The sequence below is a fragment of the Nocardioides sp. JCM 18999 genome (assembly GCF_055391175.1).
Window position 1 is genome coordinate 874,838 of the sequence record NZ_AP043887.1, and the last position, 18,709, is coordinate 893,546.

Sequence of the window (18,709 nt, forward strand, 5' to 3'; positions counted from 1 at the left end):
TGGACAACCGGGCGTCCTGCACGGCGCGCGAGCCGATAGGGTGACCGTCGTGGTTTTGTGGAGGTCGCTCGACGACGTGCCGGCCGACCTGGGCCGGACCGCGGTCGTCATCGGGAACTTCGATGGTGTGCATCGAGGTCACCAGCAGGTGCTGTCGACGGCGCGCGCGCTCGCCGATGCCGACGGACTGACGCTGGTCGCCGTCACCTTCGACCCGCACCCGATGGCGGTGCTGAGGCCCGAGCACGCCCCCACGACGCTCACCTCGCTCGACCACCGCGCCGAGCTCCTCGAGCACTACGGCGCCGACGCGGTGCTGGCCGTCCCGTTCACCCGCGACGTCGCGGGGTGGTCGGCCGACGACTTCGCGCGGACCGTGCTGGTCGAGGCGCTGGGCGCCCGCCAGGTGATCGTCGGTGCGAACTTCCGCTACGGCCACAAGGCTTCGGGTGACGTCGCCTGCCTGGCCGACTTCGGTGCGGGCCACGACTTCGCGGTCACCGCGGTCGCCCTCGACGGCGGACCGCAGGTGTGGTCCTCCACCTACGTCCGGACCTGCCTCGCCGCCGGTGACGTCTCCGGTGCGGCCGAGGCGCTCGGGCGTCCCTACGCGGTCCGCGGGATCGTGGTCAAGGGTGACCAGCGTGGTCGCGAGCTCGGGTTCCCGACCGCCAACGTCCCCACCGAGGCCCTCGACGCGGTCCCGCCGGACGGCGTCTACGCCGGCTGGCTCACCCGGTTCGACACCAACGAGCGGTTCCCCGCGGCGATCAGTGTCGGCACCAACCCGACCTTCGAGGGCGTGATCGGCCGCCGGGTCGAGTCCTACGTCCTGGACCGCACCGACCTCGACCTGTACGGCGTCGAGGTGCAGGTGGAGTTCGCCGATCGTCTGCGCGGCATGGTCGCCTTCACCGGCATCGAGCCGTTGATCGAGCAGATGACCGCGGACGTCGTGCAGACCCGCCAGATCCTCGGCCTCTGATCCTCGGCCCCTGATCCTCGGCCAGGGTCACAGCCCGAGCCAGGTCAGCACCGCGCGCACCCTGCGGTGGTCCTCCTCGCCGACCGGCAGGTCGAGCTTGGTGAAGATCGAGTTGATGTGCTTGGCGACCGCCTTGTCGGTCACGACGAGACGCTGAGCGATCGCCGCGTTGGAACGTCCCTCCGCCATCAGGGCGAGCACCTCGCGCTCGCGGGGCGTCAGGCGTTCGACCGGCTCCTCCCGGCGACGCGAGAGCGTCGACGCGACCACCTCGGGATCCAGGACGGTGCCGCCGGCGGCGACCCGGCGGAGCCCGTCGACGAACTCGGCCACGTCCGCGACCCGGTCCTTGAGCAGGTATCCCACGGCGTCGGCGCCGGTGGCCAGCAGCTCGCGGGCGTAGAGGGCCTCGACGTACTGGGAGAGGACCAGCACCGGGAAGCCGGGTCGGGCGGTGCGGGCTGCGATCGCCGCCCGCAGTCCCTCGTCGGTGAACGTCGGCGGCATCCGCACGTCGAGCACCGCCGCCTCGGCCAGGGGATCGGCCAGGGCGCCTGTGAGGTCCTCGGCGTTGTCCACCGCATGCAGGATGGTGAAGCCGTGACCCTCGAGAAGCTGGATCAGCCCAGCGCGGAGGAGGGCGTTGTCTTCGGCGAGGACAAGGCGCACGGGACCTCCAGAGTCACGATCGTCGGCCCGCCGGCGGGGCTGGAGACGGACAGGGCGCCGTCGAACGCAGCCAGCCGGCGCATCACCCCCAGCATGCCGGTTCCGCGGGCGGGATCGGCACCCCCGCGCCCGTCATCGCCCACGATCCCGCGCAGCACCCCGTCCTCGTGCTGCAGCACGACCCAGGCGTGCTCGGCTCCGGAGTGCCGCGAGACGTTGGTCAGGCACTCCGCGATGGCGAAGTAGAGCGCCGACTCGACCGGGGCCGGTGGCCGACCGGTCAGACGGGCGGTCACCTCGACCGGGATCGCGAGATCGAGGGCCAGTGCGTCGACCGCCCCCGACAGTCCGCGGTCGGCGAGCACCGGCGGGTGGATTCCGCGCACCACGCTGCGCAGGTCGCTCAGCGCGGCGGTCGCCGTCGACCGTGCCTCCCGGACCAGGACCTGAGCGCGATCGGGATCGGTGGAGAAGGCCTCCTCCGCCATCCCGAGGCTCATCGACAGGGCGACCAGCCGGGCCTGGGCACCGTCGTGCAGGTCGCGCTCGATCCGGCGCAGCTCCGTCGCGGAGTGGTCGACCACGTCCGCCCGGCTCTCGGTGAGCACGGCGACCCGCTGCTCGAGGAGGTCGGTGCGGCCGTAGGTGAGGAAGAAGCAGTCCATCCGGGCACGTGCCCGCATGATCGGCTCGGTGCCGAACCACCACAGCACCCCGGTGACGACGAGGACGAGGAGCAGGACCTCCAGCAGGGCCAGCACGAAGCCGAGGGTCAGCGACGCGACGGCCCAGGCGAACTCGCGCCAGGTCATCGGGTCCCGGGCCCAGATCACGATCCGCCGGACGAGGTCGGTGCCCTCGGGGACCGGCACCCGGTCGGCGGGGACGGTGATCCCGAGCGTCCTGGCCGCCATCCAGCGGTGCCGGTCGGCGAGCCAGCGCAGCGCAGGGTAGGACCAGATCACGATCAGCAGCCCGACGACTGCGACCGCCAGGGCGCCGCCGACCACGGTGAGGATGAGGAGCACCAGCGTCGGCGCCCACATCAGCAGCTGCCCGCCGGCGTACAGGGTGAGCTTGAACCGCCCGGGCGGTGGCGCCGTGGGGAGCGGCTCGAGAGGCAGGGGCACGGTGGTCACGCCGCCATCCTGGCCTGCCAGGGCCGAGGGCGCAGTGGTGCAGGCACCACTGTCGGTTCGGGCGTGCGCACCACCGACGGGGCGGCCGCTGACCGGGAGGCTCGAGACACCTCTCGAAAGGAGCCCTCGATGAGCTCATCCACCCGCGCAGGCGTCCCCCTGCGTATCGCGCGTTGGAGCGCGACCCACCCCTGGCGCGCCGTCGGTGCCTGGTTCGCGTTCGTCGTCCTGGCGGTCGGCCTGGCCGTCCTGATCCCGACCACCCAGACCAGCGACGCCGACTACGACACCGGCGACTCCGGGCGCGCCGCCGCGCTGGTGCGCGACTCCGGCCTCGGCAGCCCCGACACCGAGCAGGTCCTGATCACCGGTGGCTCGGTCGCCGAGCGCGATGCTGCCGCCGCGGCGGTCGGCCAGCGCGCGGCCGCCACCGAGGGGGTCGACCAGGTCGCCGAGCCCGTGACCAGCCCCGACGGTGACGCGGTGCTGATCACCGTCCAGCTGTCCCCCGACACCGACGACGTCAGTGCGCTCCAGGCCGCGACGTCCTCGGTCGCCGACGACTTCCCGCAGGTCGTCGTCCGGGAGGCCGGGGACGTCTCGGTCGACGCTGCGATCGGCGAGCGCGTCGCCGATGATCTCTCCTCGGCGGAGATGACCAGCCTCCCGGTCACCCTGGTGCTGATGCTGCTCGCCTTCGGCGCCCTGATCGCCGCCGGCATCCCGGTGCTGGTCGCGCTGACCAGCGTCGCGGCGACCATCGGCCTGATCGCGCCGATCTCCCACCTAATCCACGCCGACGAGTCGGTGAGCAGCATGATCGTGCTGATCGGCATGGCCGTCGGGGTGGACTACTCGCTCTTCTACCTCAAGCGGGAACGGGCCGAACGGGCTGCCGGAAGGAGCCATCTCGACGCGGTCGAGATCGCCGCTGCGACGTCGGGGCACTCGATCCTCGTCTCCGGTGGAGCGGTGATCGCCTCGATGGCCGGTCTCTACCTGGTCGGCAACGTCACCTTCTCCTCGCTGGCCACCGGCGCGATCGTCGTGGTCGCCGTCGCCGTGCTCGGCTCGATCACCGTGCTGCCGGCGCTGCTGGCCGGGTTGGGACGGTGGGTCGACCGGCCGCGGATCCCGGTGCTGTGGCGGTTGACCAACGGTCCGCGGCGCAACGGTCTGAGCTCCCGGCTCCTCCGTCCGGTGCTGCGTCACCCCGTCGCCGCGCTGGTCCTGGGAACCGTCGTCGTGCTGGGCCTGTCCGCGCCCGCAGTGGGGATGAAGCTGCACGAGGGCAACCTCGCCTCGCTGCCCCAGTCGATCCCCGAGGTGCAGACCTTCCGGGCGATCGAGGACGCCTTCCCGAGCCAGCTCGCCGGGGTCGACGTGGTGGTGCCGGTCGAACCCGGCGCCCAGGACCAGGTCCGCGCCGACCTGCTCGCCCTGCACGCCGCGGCCGCTGCCGCCCCGGACTTCTCGGACGCGGCACCCGACCTGCGGTTCTCCGACGACGGCAGCGTCGCGCTGCTGCACCTGACCACCCGGTACGCCGGGGACGACGAGCGCGCCGACCGGGCGGTGGTCGAGCTGCGCGAGGACCTGGTCCCGAGCGTGCTCGGCTCGTCGTCGGCGTACGTCGGCGGCGACATCGCTGAGGCCCACGACTCCACCGGCCAGCTGCACGACCGCCTGCCCTGGGTGATCGCGGTGGTGCTGCTCCTGACGGTGGTGATGATGGGGCTCGCCTTCCGCAGCCTGGTGCTGGCGCTGCTGACCTGCGTCCTCAACCTGGCCTCGGTGGGCGTCGCCTTCGGGGTGATGACCCTCGTCTTCCAGCACGGGTTCGCCTCCGGGGCGTTGGGGTTCACCTCGCCGGGGTTCGTGGTGGACTGGCTCCCGCTCTTCGTGATGGTGGTCCTGGTCGGACTCTCGATGGACTACCACGTCTTCGTGCTGAGCCGGGTGCGTGAGCACGTCGATGCGGGCCTCCCGACCCGGCTCGCGGTCGAGCGCGGGATCACCGAGACCGCCGGTGTCGTCACCAGCGCCGCGGCGGTGATGGTCTCGGTCTTCGCCATCTTCGCGACGCTCAGCATGATCGAGATGAAGACGATGGGGGTCGGGCTCGCCGTGGCGATCGCCCTGGACGCCACCCTGATCCGGCTGGTGCTGCTGCCCGCCGCCCTGGTGGTGCTGGGGGACCGGGTGTGGTGGCCGGGTCCGGTCCGGAGCCCGCGCGGGGTGCTGGTCACCGACCCTTCAGCACGTACCGCCGCACCGTCTGGCGTTTGATCTGCTTCGCCGTCCACGGGAAGGTCACCCACTTCTCCTGGGAGAAGAGCCGGGTCTGGTCCGCGGACCAGCGCGAGCGCGGGTCCTCGAACTGGCTGTAGGTCAGGATCGTCCGGGCGTCGACGGAGCCTCGCGGGCCGAACGCGACGGCCTGGATGTGGGAGGAGCCGTAGGTCACCGCGGAGAACCGGGAGGCGTTCTGGACCGGCGCACGCGACGCAGTGGCGTTCGCGTTGCCGGCCAGGTCGCCGTCCCCGCCGCCGACCGGGTACGCCGGGGCTCCCCGGTCACCGGCGACGTGCAGGCTTCCCCAGGTCGCGTTGACGGGGATCTTGGCGCTGCGCAGGGCGGCGATCGCCTCCCGCATCGCGGTCACGACCGCCGGGGTGGTCTTGAGCCCGCGGGGGGTGTTGAACGGGTCGGCGGCGTTGAACGGGGTCTCCCACAGGTCGGTGCCGGTGGGGGCGCGGGTGACGAACTCCTCGAAGAGGTGGTAGCCCACCGAGGTCGTGTCGGAGTGTCCGTCCCAGCGCCTCAGCACCGCGCACGCCGCGGTCTCGCCGGTGGCGTCGCAGACCTGGTCGAGCCGCCCGCCGGCCCGCATCACCTCGCCGGCACGGACCCGGTTGGCGTGCTCGTGGGAGCGCAGCGTGGCGGGGGACTCCTTCCCGGCACGGGCGAGCTGGTCGGTGACGTAGCGAGCGACCATCGCCGACCGCTTGGTCCGCTCGCACCGTTCGCAGCCGATGATGCTGGCGTAGCCCTCCAGCCGGGCGGTGGTGTTCGGGGTCCAGTAGGAGTCGTTGGCGTTGAAGACCCAGTCCTTGCGGATCGTGGCCGGGAGGTTCCTGGTGCCGAAGATCCCAGGTCGCTGAGCGTCGGGGTCGGTGCCCCATGCGCAGCTGCTGTCGGCGAGGTTGCCGTTGAGGCCGGGCAGCCCGGCGACCGCCTTGAGCAGCCGACCCACGACGGTCATGCAGGTGTTCGCGAGGGCGTCGGAGACGTTCGGGACCACCGAGTGGTCGGCGTACAGCACCTCGCCGCCGCGGTCGGCGGCGATCGTGTTGACCCACGGGATGCCCCCGCCGGCGTCCTGGCGCCGGAGCAGGTCGCGGACCGAGGAGGCGGCGCCGAGGTCGAGGAACGTGTCGAGCGTGCGGAGGTGCTCGGCGTTGGCGTCGCGGATCGCCCAGAAGCTGGTCACGCCCCAGGGCATGAACTGGCTGGGGGAGTCGATCACGTAGCCCTGGGCGGTGCGGTAGACGTCCTCGGTCACCGTGCTCAGTCGGCCGTCGGCTCCCTTGACCACGACCTTCACCGGGCGGCGTTCGGCCTGCTTGACGGTGGTGCCGCTCAGGTAGCTGGTGCCGGGGCCGAGCGTGAGGTACTCGTACGGCGTGAAGCGGTACGCCGTGGAGACCGTGTGCGACCAGGCGACGTTCTTGTTCCAGCCGATGTTGACCGCGGGGGAGCCGATCAGCGACGCGCCGGCGACGTCGTACCTGCCCGGGATGGTCAGGTGCTGCTGGGTGAACCGGTAGCGCCCGCGCCACGGGAAGTGCGGGTTGCCGAGGATCATGCCGCGCCCGGTGGTGCTGCGTGATCCGCCGATCGCGGTGGCGTTGGAGCCGAAGTCGGAGTCCTGGCCGAACGACTCCCGGAGCTTCTTCGCCTCCGGTGAGCCGACGCCGGGGAGCTCGGGGAGCAGGCCGCTGACGTCGGGCAGCCCGGGGTCGGTCGGGCTGGGCGGGGAGGCGGTGACGATCTCGTGCACGAAGACGCCCGTCGAGGCCAGGATGTTGGCCAGGTAGACGCCGTACCAGACGTCGAGCTCGGTGACGGTCGACGTCAGGTAGCCCGCTCCCCGGCAGGCCGGGTCGGTGACGGTGTGGCTGCGCAGCCAGGCCGTGATGCCGGCGGCGTAACCCCGCACCATCGTCCGGGTCCGGCTGGTCGGGCCGGCCTTCGAGACGAGCAGGTTCTCCACGACCTTGCGGTTGTGCAGGTCGGTGACGAGCGTGTCGATCTCGAGGTTGGTCCCCTTCATCGAGACCTGGTCGTCGAACCGGGCCGACGGGCCGAACCAGCGTGAGCGCTGCCCACGACCGGTCACGATCACGTCGAGCCCGTTGCACGGCTGGGCCTGGGCCAACGCCCACCCGCTGCCGTAGCCCAAGGAACCCCAGTCCTTGGCCACGACGTGCGGGATCCCGTGCTCGGTCACGGTCACCGTCGCCCGGTAGTGGGGCGCCTTCCTCTTCGCCGCGTCCGCCGACGGGGAGGCTGCCGTGACGAGGCCGAGGGACAGGACGACGGCGAGGGCCGAGGTCAGCGCGCGGTGGAACCGGGGGCGGGACATGCCCCACCAACGAGGCGACGTGACCGGGGTTACCGACACGCAGCACCCGCGCTCACCGCAGTACTGCGGTTTGCGTAGTAGTGTGCGATGCATGGATAGCACCCAGCTCCTCAAAGGCGTGCTCGACCTGACGGTCCTGGCCGTGGTCGAGCACGAGGACGCGTACGGGTACGACATCGTGCGACGGCTGCGCGATGGCGGACTCAACGATGTCGGCGACGCCTCCGTCTACGGCACCCTGCGCCGGCTCTACTCGGCGGGAGCGCTGACGTCGTACGTCGTGCCCTCGGAGTCGGGCCCGCACCGCAAGTACTACGGCATCACCCCGGTCGGTCGCGATCAGCTCAAGCAGCAGAGCGACGACTGGACGATCTTTTCCGCCACCGTCACGAAGCTTCTGAGTAAGCAGAGTCTGCAGGGAGTCCCGGCATGAGCACCTCCACCACCTCCATCGCCCCCGAGGTCCGCCTCTTCCTCGCCAAGGTCCGGGCCGAGCTCGCCGATCTCGATCCGGACGAGGTCCGCGAGATCACCGACGGCCTGGAGGCCGACCTCGGCGAGCTCGTCGCCGAGCGCGGACCGGCCAGCCTGGGCGACCCCGTGGAGTACGCCGACGAGCTCCGTCTCGCCGCCGGACTGCCGACCTCGGGCGGATCGACGAAGCGGACCGGTCTCGCTGACCGGGTCACGGGCCTGCTCGACCGGTCGCACGCCTTCGCCGACCGCCAGATCGACCGGCTGCCCGGCGACACGCGTCCCCTGCTGGCGTGGCTGCGGCCCGCCTGGTGGCTGGCCCGCGGTGCCTCGCTCGGCGGAGCCTGGCTCGCGCTCAACACCAGCCTGGGCGTTGCCCCGCTCCTCTTGAGCGCGGTCGCCGCCCTGGTCAGCGTCCAGGTGGGACGCGGGAAGCTCTGGCCCGGAGGGCAGCGCGGCCTGCTCGCGCGCCTGGTGGTGCTGGGGCTCAACCTCGCTGCGGTGATCACCGTGGTGATGACGATCTCCACCATCAACGACGCTCGCGACCGGTACTTCTGGTCCGGTTACAACCAGGCGATGAACGAGCAGGTCCAGTACGACAACTCGGGGGAGCCCTACTACGCCGACCAGGCAGGGATCTACTCCGACGGGCACTGGGTCTCGCAGATCTTCCCGTACGACGCCGCGGGGAAGCCGCTGACGGGCGTGCAGCTCTTCGACCAGACCGGGCAGCCGATCCACGTGGTCACCCAGCCCGACTGCACCTCGACGGCGGCGAACCCGCTGCCGCCGGAGGAGCCGACGGCTGACGGCGAGCTGAACTACACCTGCCAGGACCCGGAGACGGGGCAGGCGCTGCAGGCCCGGATCTTCTACCCCTGGACCAACGGTGCGGCGCAGCTCTACAACGTCTTCCCGCTGACCAGCCGCCCGCAGGCCGACCCGGCGCTGTCGCCGACCGCGTTCGCCGAGCAGACCCCGCCGGTGGTCGGTCCGCTCCCGTTCGCGTCGGTCCCGACGGTCTCGCTGCCGGGCGTGGCGACGACGACCGACACCGCCGCCGCACCCGAGAAGTCGAAGTAGGTCTCGCTGTCCCGTCGCGCCCGTGGTTTCGGATGTCGACCCGGTGGGCACTGTCCACCGAGGCGCCCGAACCCGGGCGCGACGAGACAAGGAGCAACGCTGATGGGTTACGGACTCGGAATCTTCCTGCTGGGTGTCGGGCTGGTCCTGGCGCTCGCGGTGACCGACACGATCGCCAACGTCGACCTGACCATGGTCGGGTGGATCCTCGCCGCCGTCGGAGCCCTCGCCATTGTCCTGACCGCGGCGACCACCGCAAGCCGTCGACGCTCCTCGAGCGTGGTCACGCATCGTGACGGCACCCGCACCGTCCAGGAGCGGGACGACGCCCCGCCGATGGTGTGACCTCGGTCGGCTGAGCGCTGATTCGCCGACCGGCTCGACTCCGCGTTAGAGTTCTCCGGTTGCCCCGCAAGGGGTGGCGTGCCGTCTAACGGCCACGGATGAAGAGTGCCCCGGTGAACAGGCCCGGGCGCGCCGTGCAACGGATGCCCCGCTGGGGAGAGAAGGAGTCGCCATTATGTCGATCGGTACCGACGCGGAGACCAAGAAGAAGATCATCGCGGAATACGCCGTCAACGAGGGCGACACCGGTTCGCCCGAGGTTCAGATCGCGCTGCTCTCGCACCGCATCTCGCACCTCACCGACCACCTCAAGCAGCACAAGCACGACCACCACAGCCGTCGTGGTCTGCTGCTGCTCGTGGGCCAGCGTCGTCGTTTGCTCAACTACCTGCAGAAGACGGAGATCAACCGTTACCGCAGCATCATTGAGCGTCTCGGCCTGCGTCGTTGATCTTCTGATCTCACGCTTCGGCGGGAGCCCCCGGACTCGGTCCGGGGGCTTTCGTCATTTCCTCACGCGGTGGATACAATCCGAGAGATTCAAGATCCCATTTCCCGTGGGGCGAACGCGCCCCACACGTACGAACAAGAGAACACTGTGACTGAACCCGTCATCTCCGCCGTCGAGACTGTTCTCGACAACGGCAAGTTCGGCAAGCGCACCGTCAAGTTCGAGACCGGGCTCCTCGCCCGCCAGGCCGCCGGCTCGGTGACCGCCTACCTCGACGACGACACGATGCTGCTGTCTGCCACCACCGTCTCCAAGCAGCCGAAGGACCACTTCGACTTCTTCCCCCTCACGATCGACGTCGAGGAGCGGATGTACGCCGCGGGCAAGATCCCCGGCTCCTTCTTCCGTTCCGAGGGTCGTCCCGGCGAGGACGCCATCCTGGCCTGCCGCCTGATCGACCGTCCGCTGCGCCCGACCTTCAAGAAGGGTCTGCGCAACGAGGTCCAGGTCGTCATCACCGTGATGGCGCTCAACCCCGACGCTCCCTACGACGTGCTCGCGATCAACGCCGCGTCGATGTCGACCCAGCTCTCCGGCCTGCCGTTCGCCGGCCCCGTCGGCGGCACGCGCGTCGCCCTGATCGAGGGCCAGTGGGTCGCGTTCCCGACCCACAGCCAGCTCGAGAACGCCGTCTTCGACATGGTCGTCGCCGGCCGCGTCACCGACACCGGTGACGTCGCCATCATGATGGTCGAGGCCGAGGCGCCCGAGCAGGCCTGGGAGCTCATCCAGAACGGTGCGGGTGCGCCGAACGAGGCCATCGTCGCCGCCGGTCTGGACGCCGCCAAGCCGTTCATCAAGCAGCTCTGCGAGGCGCAGGTCGAGCTCGCGAAGCTGGCCGCCAAGCCCGTCGCGGACTACCCGGTCTTCCTGGACTACCAGGACGACGTCTACGCCGCCGTCGAGGCTGCCGTGGGCCAGCAGGTCGTCGACCTGTACTCCGCCAAGGCCGGTGACCTCACCAAGGCCGAGCGCGACGAGAAGAACGACGAGATCAAGGTCGCCCTGCTCGACCAGATCGGTGCCGACTTCGAGGGTCGCGAGGGCGAGATCGGCGCGGCCTTCCGCTCCGTCACCAAGAGCGCGATCCGCACCCAGGTGCTCCGCGACAAGGTCCGCATCGACGGTCGTGGCCTGGCTGACATCCGTCCGCTGCACGCCGAGGTCGAGGTCCTTCCGCGGGTCCACGGTTCGGCGCTGTTCGAGCGTGGCGAGACCCAGATCCTGGGCGTCACCACGCTGGACATGCTCAAGCTCGAGCAGCAGCTCGACACGTTGTCGCCGGAGAAGCACCGGCGCTACATGCACAAGTACATCTTCCCGCCGTTCTCCACCGGTGAGACCGGTCGCGTCGGTTCGCCGAAGCGCCGCGAGGTCGGTCACGGTGCGCTCGCGCGCCGCGCCCTCCTGCCCGTGCTGCCGACGCGTGAGGAGTTCCCCTACGCGATCCGTCAGCTCTCCGAGGCGATGGGCTCCAACGGCTCCACCTCGATGGGCTCGGTCTGCGCCTCGACCCTGTCCCTGCTCCAGGCCGGCGTCCCGCTGAAGGCCCCCGTCGCCGGTATCGCGATGGGCCTCATCTCCGGGGAGGTCGACGGCGAGACGAAGTACGTCGCGCTGACCGACATCCTCGGTGCCGAGGACGCGTTCGGTGACATGGACTTCAAGGTCGCCGGTACCCGTGAGTTCGTCACGGCCCTGCAGCTCGACACCAAGCTCGACGGCATCCCCGCCTCGGTCCTGGCCAGCGCGCTGAACCAGGCCAAGGACGCGCGTCTCGCGATCCTGGACGTGATGAACGAGGCCATCGCCGGCCCCGAGGAGATGAGCGAGTTCGCTCCGCGGATCATCTCGGTCAAGGTCCCGGTCGACAAGATCGGCGAGGTCATCGGGCCGAAGGGCAAGGTGATCAACCAGATCCAGGAGGACACCGGCGCCACGATCTCGATCGAGGACGACGGCACGGTCTACATCGGTGCCACCGATGGTGCCTCCGCCGAGGCCGCTCGGGCCGCGGTCAACGCGATCGCCAACCCGACCATGCCGGAGATCGGCGAGAAGTACCTGGGTACGGTCGTCAAGACGACCAACTTCGGTGCCTTCGTCTCCCTGCTCCCGGGCAAGGACGGCCTGCTCCACATCACCAAGCTGCGCGTGCTCAACGACGGCAAGCGTGTGGAGTCCGTGGACGACGTCGTCGAGGTCGGCCAGAAGATCCAGGTCGAGATCGTCGAGATCGACGACCGCGGCAAGCTCTCGCTGGCCCCCGTCGTCGAGGGTTCCGAGGACGCTGCTGACTCTGACGAGGCTGCTGCCTCGACCGAGGAGTGACGAGCGCATCTAGCGCGAGCACACCCAGCATCGAACTGTCGCCGGGCGTGCGCCGGACCATCCTTCCCAGCGGCCTTCGGGTCGTGACGGAAGAGATGGCCGGCGTGCGCTCGGCGTCTGTCGGTGTATGGGTCGGTGTCGGCTCGCGCGACGAGAGCGCCGACCTGCACGGCTGCTCGCACTTCCTGGAGCACCTGCTCTTCAAGGGCACCCCGACCCGGTCGGCGTTGGAGATCTCCACCGCGCTCGATGCGGTCGGCGGTGAGTTCAACGCCTACACCGCCAAGGAGTACACGGTCTTCCACGCGCGGGTCCTCGACGAGGACCTGCCGATGGTGATCGACGTCCTGGGCGACATGATCACCTCCTCCGTGCTCACCGCGGAGGACGTCGAGGCCGAGCGTGAGGTCATCCTCGACGAGATCGCGATGCACGACGACGATCCCGACGACGTGGTGCACAACCTCTTCGCCGCCCAGGCCTGGGGTGCCGACACCCCGCTCGGTCGCGGGATCGCCGGCACCGAGGGCTCCATCACCGCGCTGACCCGGGACCAGGTCGACACGTTCTACCGGGAGCACTACGTCCCGGAACGGATGGTCGTCGCGGCGGCCGGCAACGTGCGGCACGAGGACGTCGTCGCCGAGGTCCAGCGGGCGTTCGCCGGCAACGGGTTCCTGGCCGGGGAGGCCAGCCCGCTCGCCTTCCGCACCGACCTGGAGGCTGCGCCCGTGTTCCCGGGCTCCAGCAGCGTCTCCCGCCCCTTCGAGCAGGTCAACCTGGTCCTCGGCATGGAGGGGCTGCCGCGCGACGACGATCGACGGTTCGCACTCTCGGTCGTGACCACCGCCCTCGGCGGTGGCACCAGCTCACGCCTGTTCCAGGAGGTCCGGGAGCGACGCGGCCTGGCCTACAGCGTGTACGCGTTCGCGTCCTCGCAGGCCGAGACCGGGGTCGTCGCCGTCGCGCTGGGATGCCTGCCGTCCAAGCGGGAGGAGTCCTTGGCCGTCGTACGCGAGGAGCTGGCGCGGCTCGCCGCCGACGGCATCACCGCCGAGGAGCTGGCGATGTGCATCGGGCAGCTCCGTGGTGGCCTGGTGCTGGGTCTGGAGGACTCCGGGTCTCGGATGTCGCGCCTCGGGAAGGCCGAGCTCACCCATGCCGAGACGCTCAGCATCGACGCGGTCCTCGACCGGATCGCCGGGGTCACCCTGGAGGAGGCCAACGCCGTCGCGGCGGAGATCTTCTCCCGCCCCGAGGTGCTCGCGCTCGTCACTCCCTGACACGCGAAAGCCCGCCTCCCGACACGTCGGGAGGCGGGCTTTCGCATGTCCTACTTCTTGCCGATCAGGCCGATCACGGCCGGCTGCTTCTGGTCGACGACGCTGACCCGGAAGCCGGCCTCCTGCATCTGGCGCGAGGCGTTCTCGACGATCGTCGGGACCTGCTCGCGGTGCGTCGATTCGTAGAACAGGAAGACCGCGCCACCGGGCAGCAGGCGCTCGTGCAGCAGGGCGAACTCCTCCGGCGCCTCGCGGACCCAGAACAGGTTCACGTTGAAGGCGAACACCTTGTGCAGCCGCTTCACCGGCACGCGCAGGGTGGCCAGGTCGATCTGTCGGACCGTCAGGCGACCGGCGTCGACGTAGGGAGCGCAACGGCGCTTCGTGCGGTCCACGCCGGACTCGGAACGGTCGATGGCGAAGAGCTTTCCGGTCTCGAGGCGGCTGCAGATGAGCTCCGCCCCGGCACCCGGACCGCACCCGACCTCGAGGATGTGATCGTTGGGGCGGACGTCCATGAAGTCCACCGCCCAACGGATCCTCGCGGGAATTGTCTGAACCGGCATGAGGGCAAGACTGCCAGATCCTCGGGACCGGTGCTGCGACCGGTAGCCTCACGCTGTGACGAACGTGGCAGTACTAGGCGCAAGTGGCAAGCTCGGCTCGGCGATCGTGGCCGGTCTCGAGGCGGCCGACGGGGTCGACCTCGTGGCCCGGATCGGGCGGGGTGACGACCTGCGTCGGCTCGTCGACGCGGGGGTCGAGGTCATCGTCGACGTGACCAACCCGGACGCGGTGATGGGGAACCTGGCCTTCGCGATCGAGCACGGGATCCACGCGGTGGTCGGCACCACCGGATTCGACGACGAGCGGCTCGCAACCCTGCAGGGCCAGCTGGCGGCCGCGCCGGGGGTCGGCGTCGTGATCGCCCCGAACTTCTCCATCGGCGCCCTGCTGATGATGCGCTTCGCCGCGCTGGCCGCGCCGCACTTCGAGTCGGTCGAGATCGTGGAGCTGCACCACCCGACCAAGGCCGACGCACCCAGCGGCACCGCCCGCCGGACCGCCGAGCTGATCGCTGCGGCCCGCCGCGAGGGCGGTCTCGGCCCGGTGCCCGACGCGACCACGCAGGAGCTCCCCGGAGCTCGTGGCGCCGTGGTGGACGGCATCCACGTGCACGGCCTGCGGGTGCGCGGCCTGATCGCGCACCAGGAGGTGATCCTCGGCGCCGCCGGGGAGACCCTGACGATCCGGCACGACAGCATGGACCGGTCCAGCTTCGTCCCCGGCGTCATCGCCGGCATCACCGGTGTTCAGCAGCACCCCGGCCTCACCGTGGGCCTGGAGCACTTCCTCGGCCTCTGACCAAGGTCTGCCTGCTCACCTCATGCGTCAGTGGTAGGTGTCGCTCAGCTTGTCGCCGATCTTGACCTGGGTCTTGGGCATCCGCAGGATGCGCATCTGCAGGGCGCGGATGCAGGCGTAGTAGCCCAGGCCGCGCATCGTCATGTCGGGCCAGCGCTTCTTGATCTGGCGGCGCAGGCCGACGTAGACGATCACCAGGTTGCCCGCGGTGGCGAGCAGGAGCAGCATCATGAAGGTGTTCGCGAAGGTGACCAGAGAGCGCTGCCCGCTCCACCCCATCAGCAGGGTGACGACCAGCAGCGGCAGGATGAACTCGGCGATCGTGAACTTCGAGTCCACGTAGTCGCGGACGAAGCGCCGCACCGGGCCCTTGTCCCGGGTGGGCAGGTAGCGGTCGTCGCCGGTCTTCATCGCCTGGCGCATCTTGTCGCCGGCCTCGGCGCGACGGGCCCGGTCGGCCGCGGCGGCCTCCTTGCGGGTGCGGGGCGTGCGGGCCTTCGCCAGGCGCGCCGCCTCGGCCTCCTTGCGGGTCGGCGTCGGCCGGCCCTTCCCGACGGACTCGGCCTGCATGGTCGACGTCTCGTCGGCTGCGGGGGCAGTGGGGGTGGCGGACTTGCGACCAAACACGGCGGGTTCTTCCTGACCTGAATGCTGTGGTGACCAGCGGGACGACTGAGTCTCCAGACTACCTGCCGGGTGGCTCACAGAGGGATCTCAGACTTTCCCCGATCGCATTCTCAGTCCGTCCCGACACAGTCGTCGTGTGCAACGGATACGAACGAAATGGTGGATCGGTGGAGCGGTGCTCCTCGTCGTCATCGGCGGCCTCGGCTGGTGGTGGCTGCGGGGTGACGACAGCGCCGCGACGGTCAGCGCGACCACGGAGACCGTGGCGGCCACGACGGTGAAGCAGACCGTCTCCGCGAGCGGCACGATGGCGCCGTACAAGACCGCGGACCTCGACTTCGACGTCTCCGGAACCGTGACCGCGGTCCTCGTCGAGGAGGGCGACAAGGTCTCCAAGGGCCAGGCGCTCGCCGAGGTCGACGACACCGCTCTGGTCGCGGCGCAGACGGCCGCGAAGGCCTCGCTCACCGCGGCCAAGACCCAGCTCTCCGACGACTACGACGCCGATGCCAGCGCCGTCCAGATCGCCTCCGACAAGGCGAACATCGTCTCCGCCGAGGCGAACGTCGACTCCGCCGACCAGGCGGTCGAGGACGCGACCCTGCGGGCCACGATCAACGGCACCGTCACGGCGCTCGACCTCGCGGTCGGTGACCGGGTCGGCTCCTCGGGCGGGAACGGCTCGACCGCGACCAATGCCGCCACCTCGACGACGACCAGCGCCGTCAGCATCGTCAGCAACGGACGGTGGCTCGTCGACGCCACCGTCGCCAGCTCCGAGATCGGCCAGGTCAAGGAAGGCATGCAGGCCCAGCTCACCGTGACGGGGATGACCGACACCGTCTTCGGGACCGTCTCCTCGGTCGGTCTGGTCGCCGAGACGAACAGCAGCGGCGCCGCCGTCTTCCCCGTCACCATCGCCGTGACCGGAACCCGCGACGACCTCTACTCCGGCACCAGCGTCACCGCCTCGATCGTGGTCAAGCAGACCGAGAACGTGATCGCGGTGAGCAGCCGCGCACTCAAGACGGACGGCGACACCACCTACGTGACGAAGATCGTCGACGGCAAGGAGGTCAAGCAGACCGTCACCGTCGGCGAGGCCTACGGCGCGACCACCGAGATCACCGACGGTCTCAGCGTGGGCGACGTCGTCCAGATCCCCGGCTTCACCCGCCCGACCGGCTCGGGCTCCGGTGGCTCGGGCACGGACCGCGGCGGCTTCGGCGGGGGCGACTTCACCCCGCCCGAGGGCTTCACGCCGCCGAGCGGCGGCAACTTCGGAGCGCCCCAGTGAGCCCGGCAGTGGGGGAGTCCCTCGCGCCGGTCGTCTCGCTGGCCGGCGTCCGCAAGACCTACCGCTCCGGCTCGATCGAGTTCGAGGCCCTTTGCGGCATCGACATCGGGATCGAGGAGGGGGAGTACGTCGCCGTGGTCGGTCCGTCCGGTTCCGGCAAGTCGACCCTGATGAACCTGCTGGGCTGTCTCGACGTCCCGACCCAGGGCACCTACCGGCTCGGCGGGGAGGACGTCTCGACGATGACCGAGACCCAGCTCGCCCACGTCCGCAACCGTCGGATCGGCTTCGTCTTCCAGCAGTTCCACCTGCTCTCGACGCTGCCCGCCTGGCGCAACGTCGAGCTCCCGCTGCTCTACGCCGGCGTCCCGCGCGCCGAGCGCCGGGAGCGTGCGATCGCGGCGCTGACCAAGGTGGGTCTCGGTGACCGGGTCGAGAACCGACCCGGTGAGCTCTCCGGTGGCCAGCAGCAGCGCGTCGCCGTGGCCCGTGCCCTGGTCACGGAGCCGGACATCATCCTCGCCGACGAACCGACCGGAAACCTCGACTCGGCCTCGACCGACGCCGTCCTGGGCCTGCTCGACGAGCTGCACGCCGCGGGCCGCACCATCGTGCTGATCACCCACGAGCACGACGTCGCCGCCCGCGCCAGCCGCAACCTCGTCATCCGCGACGGCCTGATCACCGACGACGTCCTCACCGGTGGTGCGAGGACCGCATGAACGGCATCGAGACCTTCCGGACCGCCCTCGACGCGATCCGCTCCCACCGGCTGCGCAGCCTGCTGACGATGCTCGGCATCGTGATCGGGATCTCCTCGGTCATCCTGACCGTCGGCCTCGGCCAGGGCGCGCAGGACAAGGTGAAGGACCAGATCAGCGCGCTCGGCTCCCACCTGCTGATCGTCAGCCCCGGCTCCTCGACCAACACCTCCGGCGTGCGCGGCGGGTTCGGCTCGGCGACCACGCTCACGCTGCAGGACGCCAACGCGATCGCCGACGACACGGTCGCTCCCGACGTGGCCCAGGTCGCCGCGGTGAGCAGCACCAACGCCGCACTGACCGCGGGGGAGACCAACTGGACCACCTCGCTGGTCGGCACCACCCAGTCCTGGCTCGACGTCCGCGCCCGGACGATCAGCTCGGGACGGTTCTTCACCGCCGACGAGGCCGCCTCCGGCGCCGACGTGGTGGTGCTGGGCTCCGACACCGCGAGCGAGCTCTTCTCGGGCCCGATCAGCCCGGTCGGCCAGACCGTGACCGTCGACGGCGCCGAGCTGACCGTGATCGGCGTCCTCGAGGCCAGCGGCGCCTCCTCGTCCGGCACGAGCGAGGACGACCAGGCCGTGATGCCGCTCTCGACCGAGAAGCGCCTCGTCGGCTCGACGTCGGCGAGCGTCTCGACGATCTACGTCGAGGGGAAGTCCCAGGACACGCTCAGCGCGGCCTACCAGGAGATCAACGCCCTGCTGCTCGCCACCCACGGCGTCGCCGCCAGCGACGCCGACTTCACCATCTCCAGCCAGGAGTCGCTGGTCACCACGGCCAACGCGACCAACCGGACGATGACGGTGCTCCTGGCCGGGATCGCGGCGATCTCGCTCCTGGTCGGCGGCATCGGCGTCATGAACATCATGCTCGTCTCCGTCACCGAGCGGATCCGCGAGATCGGCCTGCGCAAGGCGCTCGGGGCGACCCCGGCCGTGATCCGTCGACAGTTCCTCGTCGAAGCCTCCCTGCTCGGCCTGTGCGGCGGCCTCCTCGGCGTTCTGATCGGGTACGTCGGCTCGTGGGTGCTGCCCAGCCTGATCGACCAACCGGTCTCGCTCTCCGCGATCGCGACCGTCGCCGCTCTCGGCACCTCGCTCGCCCTCGGCGTCGGCTTCGGCGTCTACCCGGCCAGCCGGGCCGCCCGCCTCACCCCCATCGACGCACTCCGCAGCGAATAGG

At 70.4% G+C, this 18,709-nt stretch carries 17 protein-coding genes; 12 read left to right on the top strand and 5 right to left on the bottom strand.

Features of this window, described 5'->3' with window-relative positions; all coding sequences use genetic code 11:
- Nucleotides 1-49 precede the first annotated feature (49 nt).
- A complete protein-coding gene (locus tag ACZ5J1_RS04205; protein ID WP_464562804.1) occupies nucleotides 50-985 on the top strand; it encodes a bifunctional riboflavin kinase/FAD synthetase in 936 nt (311 codons plus the stop codon).
- Between the two features lie 27 nt (nucleotides 986-1,012).
- Here ACZ5J1_RS04205 and ACZ5J1_RS04210 read toward each other — a convergent pair whose 3' ends face one another.
- A complete protein-coding gene (locus ACZ5J1_RS04210; RefSeq protein WP_464562806.1) occupies nucleotides 1,013-1,654 on the bottom strand; it encodes a LuxR C-terminal-related transcriptional regulator in 642 nt (213 codons plus the stop codon).
- Nucleotides 1,606-2,793, bottom strand: coding sequence for a sensor histidine kinase (locus ACZ5J1_RS04215; RefSeq protein WP_464562808.1), 1,188 nt, complete (start codon nucleotides 2,791-2,793; stop codon nucleotides 1,606-1,608). Before ACZ5J1_RS04215 ends, ACZ5J1_RS04210 begins: the two co-directional genes overlap by 49 nt.
- Before the next feature lie 129 nt (nucleotides 2,794-2,922).
- Between ACZ5J1_RS04215 and ACZ5J1_RS04220 the strand changes: the two genes are divergently transcribed.
- Nucleotides 2,923-5,082 carry an MMPL family transporter gene (locus ACZ5J1_RS04220; RefSeq protein ID WP_464562810.1) on the top strand — a complete coding sequence of 720 codons (2,160 nt, stop codon included), beginning with the start codon at nucleotides 2,923-2,925 and terminating at the stop codon, nucleotides 5,080-5,082.
- Here the strand turns inward: ACZ5J1_RS04220 and ACZ5J1_RS04225 are convergent.
- Nucleotides 5,039-7,441 carry a penicillin acylase family protein gene (locus ACZ5J1_RS04225; protein ID WP_464562812.1) on the bottom strand — a complete coding sequence of 801 codons (2,403 nt, stop codon included), beginning with the start codon at nucleotides 7,439-7,441 and terminating at the stop codon, nucleotides 5,039-5,041. The genes ACZ5J1_RS04220 and ACZ5J1_RS04225 overlap by 44 nt on opposite strands.
- A 91-nt stretch (nucleotides 7,442-7,532) precedes the next feature.
- Between ACZ5J1_RS04225 and ACZ5J1_RS04230 the strand changes: the two genes are divergently transcribed.
- The 6 genes from ACZ5J1_RS04230 to ACZ5J1_RS04255 all read left to right on the top strand — a co-directional run bounded on the left by ACZ5J1_RS04230 (nucleotide 7,533) and on the right by ACZ5J1_RS04255 (nucleotide 13,471).
- Entirely contained in the window at nucleotides 7,533-7,874 is a 342-nt protein-coding gene (locus tag ACZ5J1_RS04230) for a PadR family transcriptional regulator (RefSeq protein ID WP_464562813.1), read from the top strand.
- Nucleotides 7,871-9,001, top strand: coding sequence for an HAAS signaling domain-containing protein (locus ACZ5J1_RS04235; RefSeq protein ID WP_464562814.1), 1,131 nt, complete (start codon nucleotides 7,871-7,873; stop codon nucleotides 8,999-9,001). The genes ACZ5J1_RS04230 and ACZ5J1_RS04235 overlap by 4 nt, the downstream gene beginning before the upstream one ends.
- Before the next feature lie 102 nt (nucleotides 9,002-9,103).
- The gene (locus tag ACZ5J1_RS04240) at nucleotides 9,104-9,346 is read left to right on the top strand and encodes a DUF6458 family protein (RefSeq protein WP_464562816.1); all 243 of its coding nucleotides are present in this window, start codon (nucleotides 9,104-9,106) and stop codon (nucleotides 9,344-9,346) included.
- A gap of 175 nt (nucleotides 9,347-9,521) precedes the next feature.
- Nucleotides 9,522-9,797: a 30S ribosomal protein S15 gene (gene rpsO / locus ACZ5J1_RS04245; protein ID WP_464562818.1), complete on the top strand. Its 276-nt coding sequence runs from the start codon at nucleotides 9,522-9,524 to the stop codon at nucleotides 9,795-9,797.
- 147 nt (nucleotides 9,798-9,944) lie between these two features.
- Entirely contained in the window at nucleotides 9,945-12,188 is a 2,244-nt protein-coding gene (locus ACZ5J1_RS04250; protein WP_464562820.1) for a polyribonucleotide nucleotidyltransferase, read from the top strand.
- A gap of 83 nt (nucleotides 12,189-12,271) precedes the next feature.
- Nucleotides 12,272-13,471 (top strand): M16 family metallopeptidase, encoded by a 1,200-nt coding sequence (locus ACZ5J1_RS04255; RefSeq protein ID WP_464562822.1) that lies wholly within the window; start codon nucleotides 12,272-12,274, stop codon nucleotides 13,469-13,471.
- A gap of 50 nt (nucleotides 13,472-13,521) precedes the next feature.
- Here the strand turns inward: ACZ5J1_RS04255 and ACZ5J1_RS04260 are convergent, their stop codons facing one another.
- Complete coding sequence (locus ACZ5J1_RS04260; protein WP_464564702.1) at nucleotides 13,522-13,989, bottom strand: class I SAM-dependent methyltransferase; 468 nt, start codon at nucleotides 13,987-13,989, stop codon at nucleotides 13,522-13,524.
- Nucleotides 13,990-14,092: 103 nt separating this feature from the next.
- Between ACZ5J1_RS04260 and dapB the strand changes: the two genes are divergently transcribed.
- Nucleotides 14,093-14,836 carry a 4-hydroxy-tetrahydrodipicolinate reductase gene (gene dapB / locus ACZ5J1_RS04265; protein ID WP_464562824.1) on the top strand — a complete coding sequence of 248 codons (744 nt, stop codon included), beginning with the start codon at nucleotides 14,093-14,095 and terminating at the stop codon, nucleotides 14,834-14,836.
- A gap of 27 nt (nucleotides 14,837-14,863) precedes the next feature.
- On the opposite strand, the gene ACZ5J1_RS04270 is transcribed toward dapB, so the two are convergent.
- On the bottom strand, nucleotides 14,864-15,463 hold the full coding sequence (locus tag ACZ5J1_RS04270) for a DUF3043 domain-containing protein (protein ID WP_464562826.1): 600 nt from the start codon (nucleotides 15,461-15,463) through the stop codon (nucleotides 14,864-14,866).
- A 136-nt stretch (nucleotides 15,464-15,599) separates the two neighbouring features.
- On the opposite strand from ACZ5J1_RS04270, the gene ACZ5J1_RS04275 reads away from it, so the two are divergent.
- The 3 genes from ACZ5J1_RS04275 to ACZ5J1_RS04285 are packed head-to-tail and all read left to right on the top strand — an operon-like array spanning nucleotide 15,600 to nucleotide 18,708.
- Nucleotides 15,600-16,760: an efflux RND transporter periplasmic adaptor subunit gene (locus ACZ5J1_RS04275; protein WP_464562828.1), complete on the top strand. Its 1,161-nt coding sequence runs from the start codon at nucleotides 15,600-15,602 to the stop codon at nucleotides 16,758-16,760.
- Complete coding sequence (locus tag ACZ5J1_RS04280; RefSeq protein WP_464562830.1) at nucleotides 16,757-17,482, top strand: ABC transporter ATP-binding protein; 726 nt, start codon at nucleotides 16,757-16,759, stop codon at nucleotides 17,480-17,482. Before ACZ5J1_RS04275 ends, ACZ5J1_RS04280 begins: the two co-directional genes overlap by 4 nt.
- Nucleotides 17,479-18,708, top strand: a complete 1,230-nt coding sequence (locus ACZ5J1_RS04285) for an ABC transporter permease (RefSeq protein ID WP_464562832.1) — start codon at nucleotides 17,479-17,481, stop codon at nucleotides 18,706-18,708. Before ACZ5J1_RS04280 ends, ACZ5J1_RS04285 begins: the two co-directional genes overlap by 4 nt.
- Nucleotide 18,709 lies beyond the last annotated feature (1 nt).

Bases quoted from the DNA above. Each gene is read 5' to 3' on its own strand.
- ACZ5J1_RS04220 (WP_464562810.1), top strand. From the start codon at position 2,923: ATGAGCTCATCCACCCGCGCAGGCGTCCCCCTGCGTATCGCGCGTTGG.
- ACZ5J1_RS04225 (WP_464562812.1), bottom strand. From the start codon at position 7,441: ATGTCCCGCCCCCGGTTCCACCGCGCGCTGACCTCGGCCCTCGCCGTC.
- ACZ5J1_RS04230 (WP_464562813.1), top strand. From the start codon at position 7,533: ATGGATAGCACCCAGCTCCTCAAAGGCGTGCTCGACCTGACGGTCCTG.
- ACZ5J1_RS04235 (WP_464562814.1), top strand. From the start codon at position 7,871: ATGAGCACCTCCACCACCTCCATCGCCCCCGAGGTCCGCCTCTTCCTC.
- ACZ5J1_RS04240 (WP_464562816.1), top strand. From the start codon at position 9,104: ATGGGTTACGGACTCGGAATCTTCCTGCTGGGTGTCGGGCTGGTCCTG.
- rpsO (WP_464562818.1), top strand. From the start codon at position 9,522: ATGTCGATCGGTACCGACGCGGAGACCAAGAAGAAGATCATCGCGGAA.
- ACZ5J1_RS04260 (WP_464564702.1), bottom strand. From the start codon at position 13,989: ATGGACGTCCGCCCCAACGATCACATCCTCGAGGTCGGGTGCGGTCCG.
- ACZ5J1_RS04285 (WP_464562832.1), top strand. From the start codon at position 17,479: ATGAACGGCATCGAGACCTTCCGGACCGCCCTCGACGCGATCCGCTCC.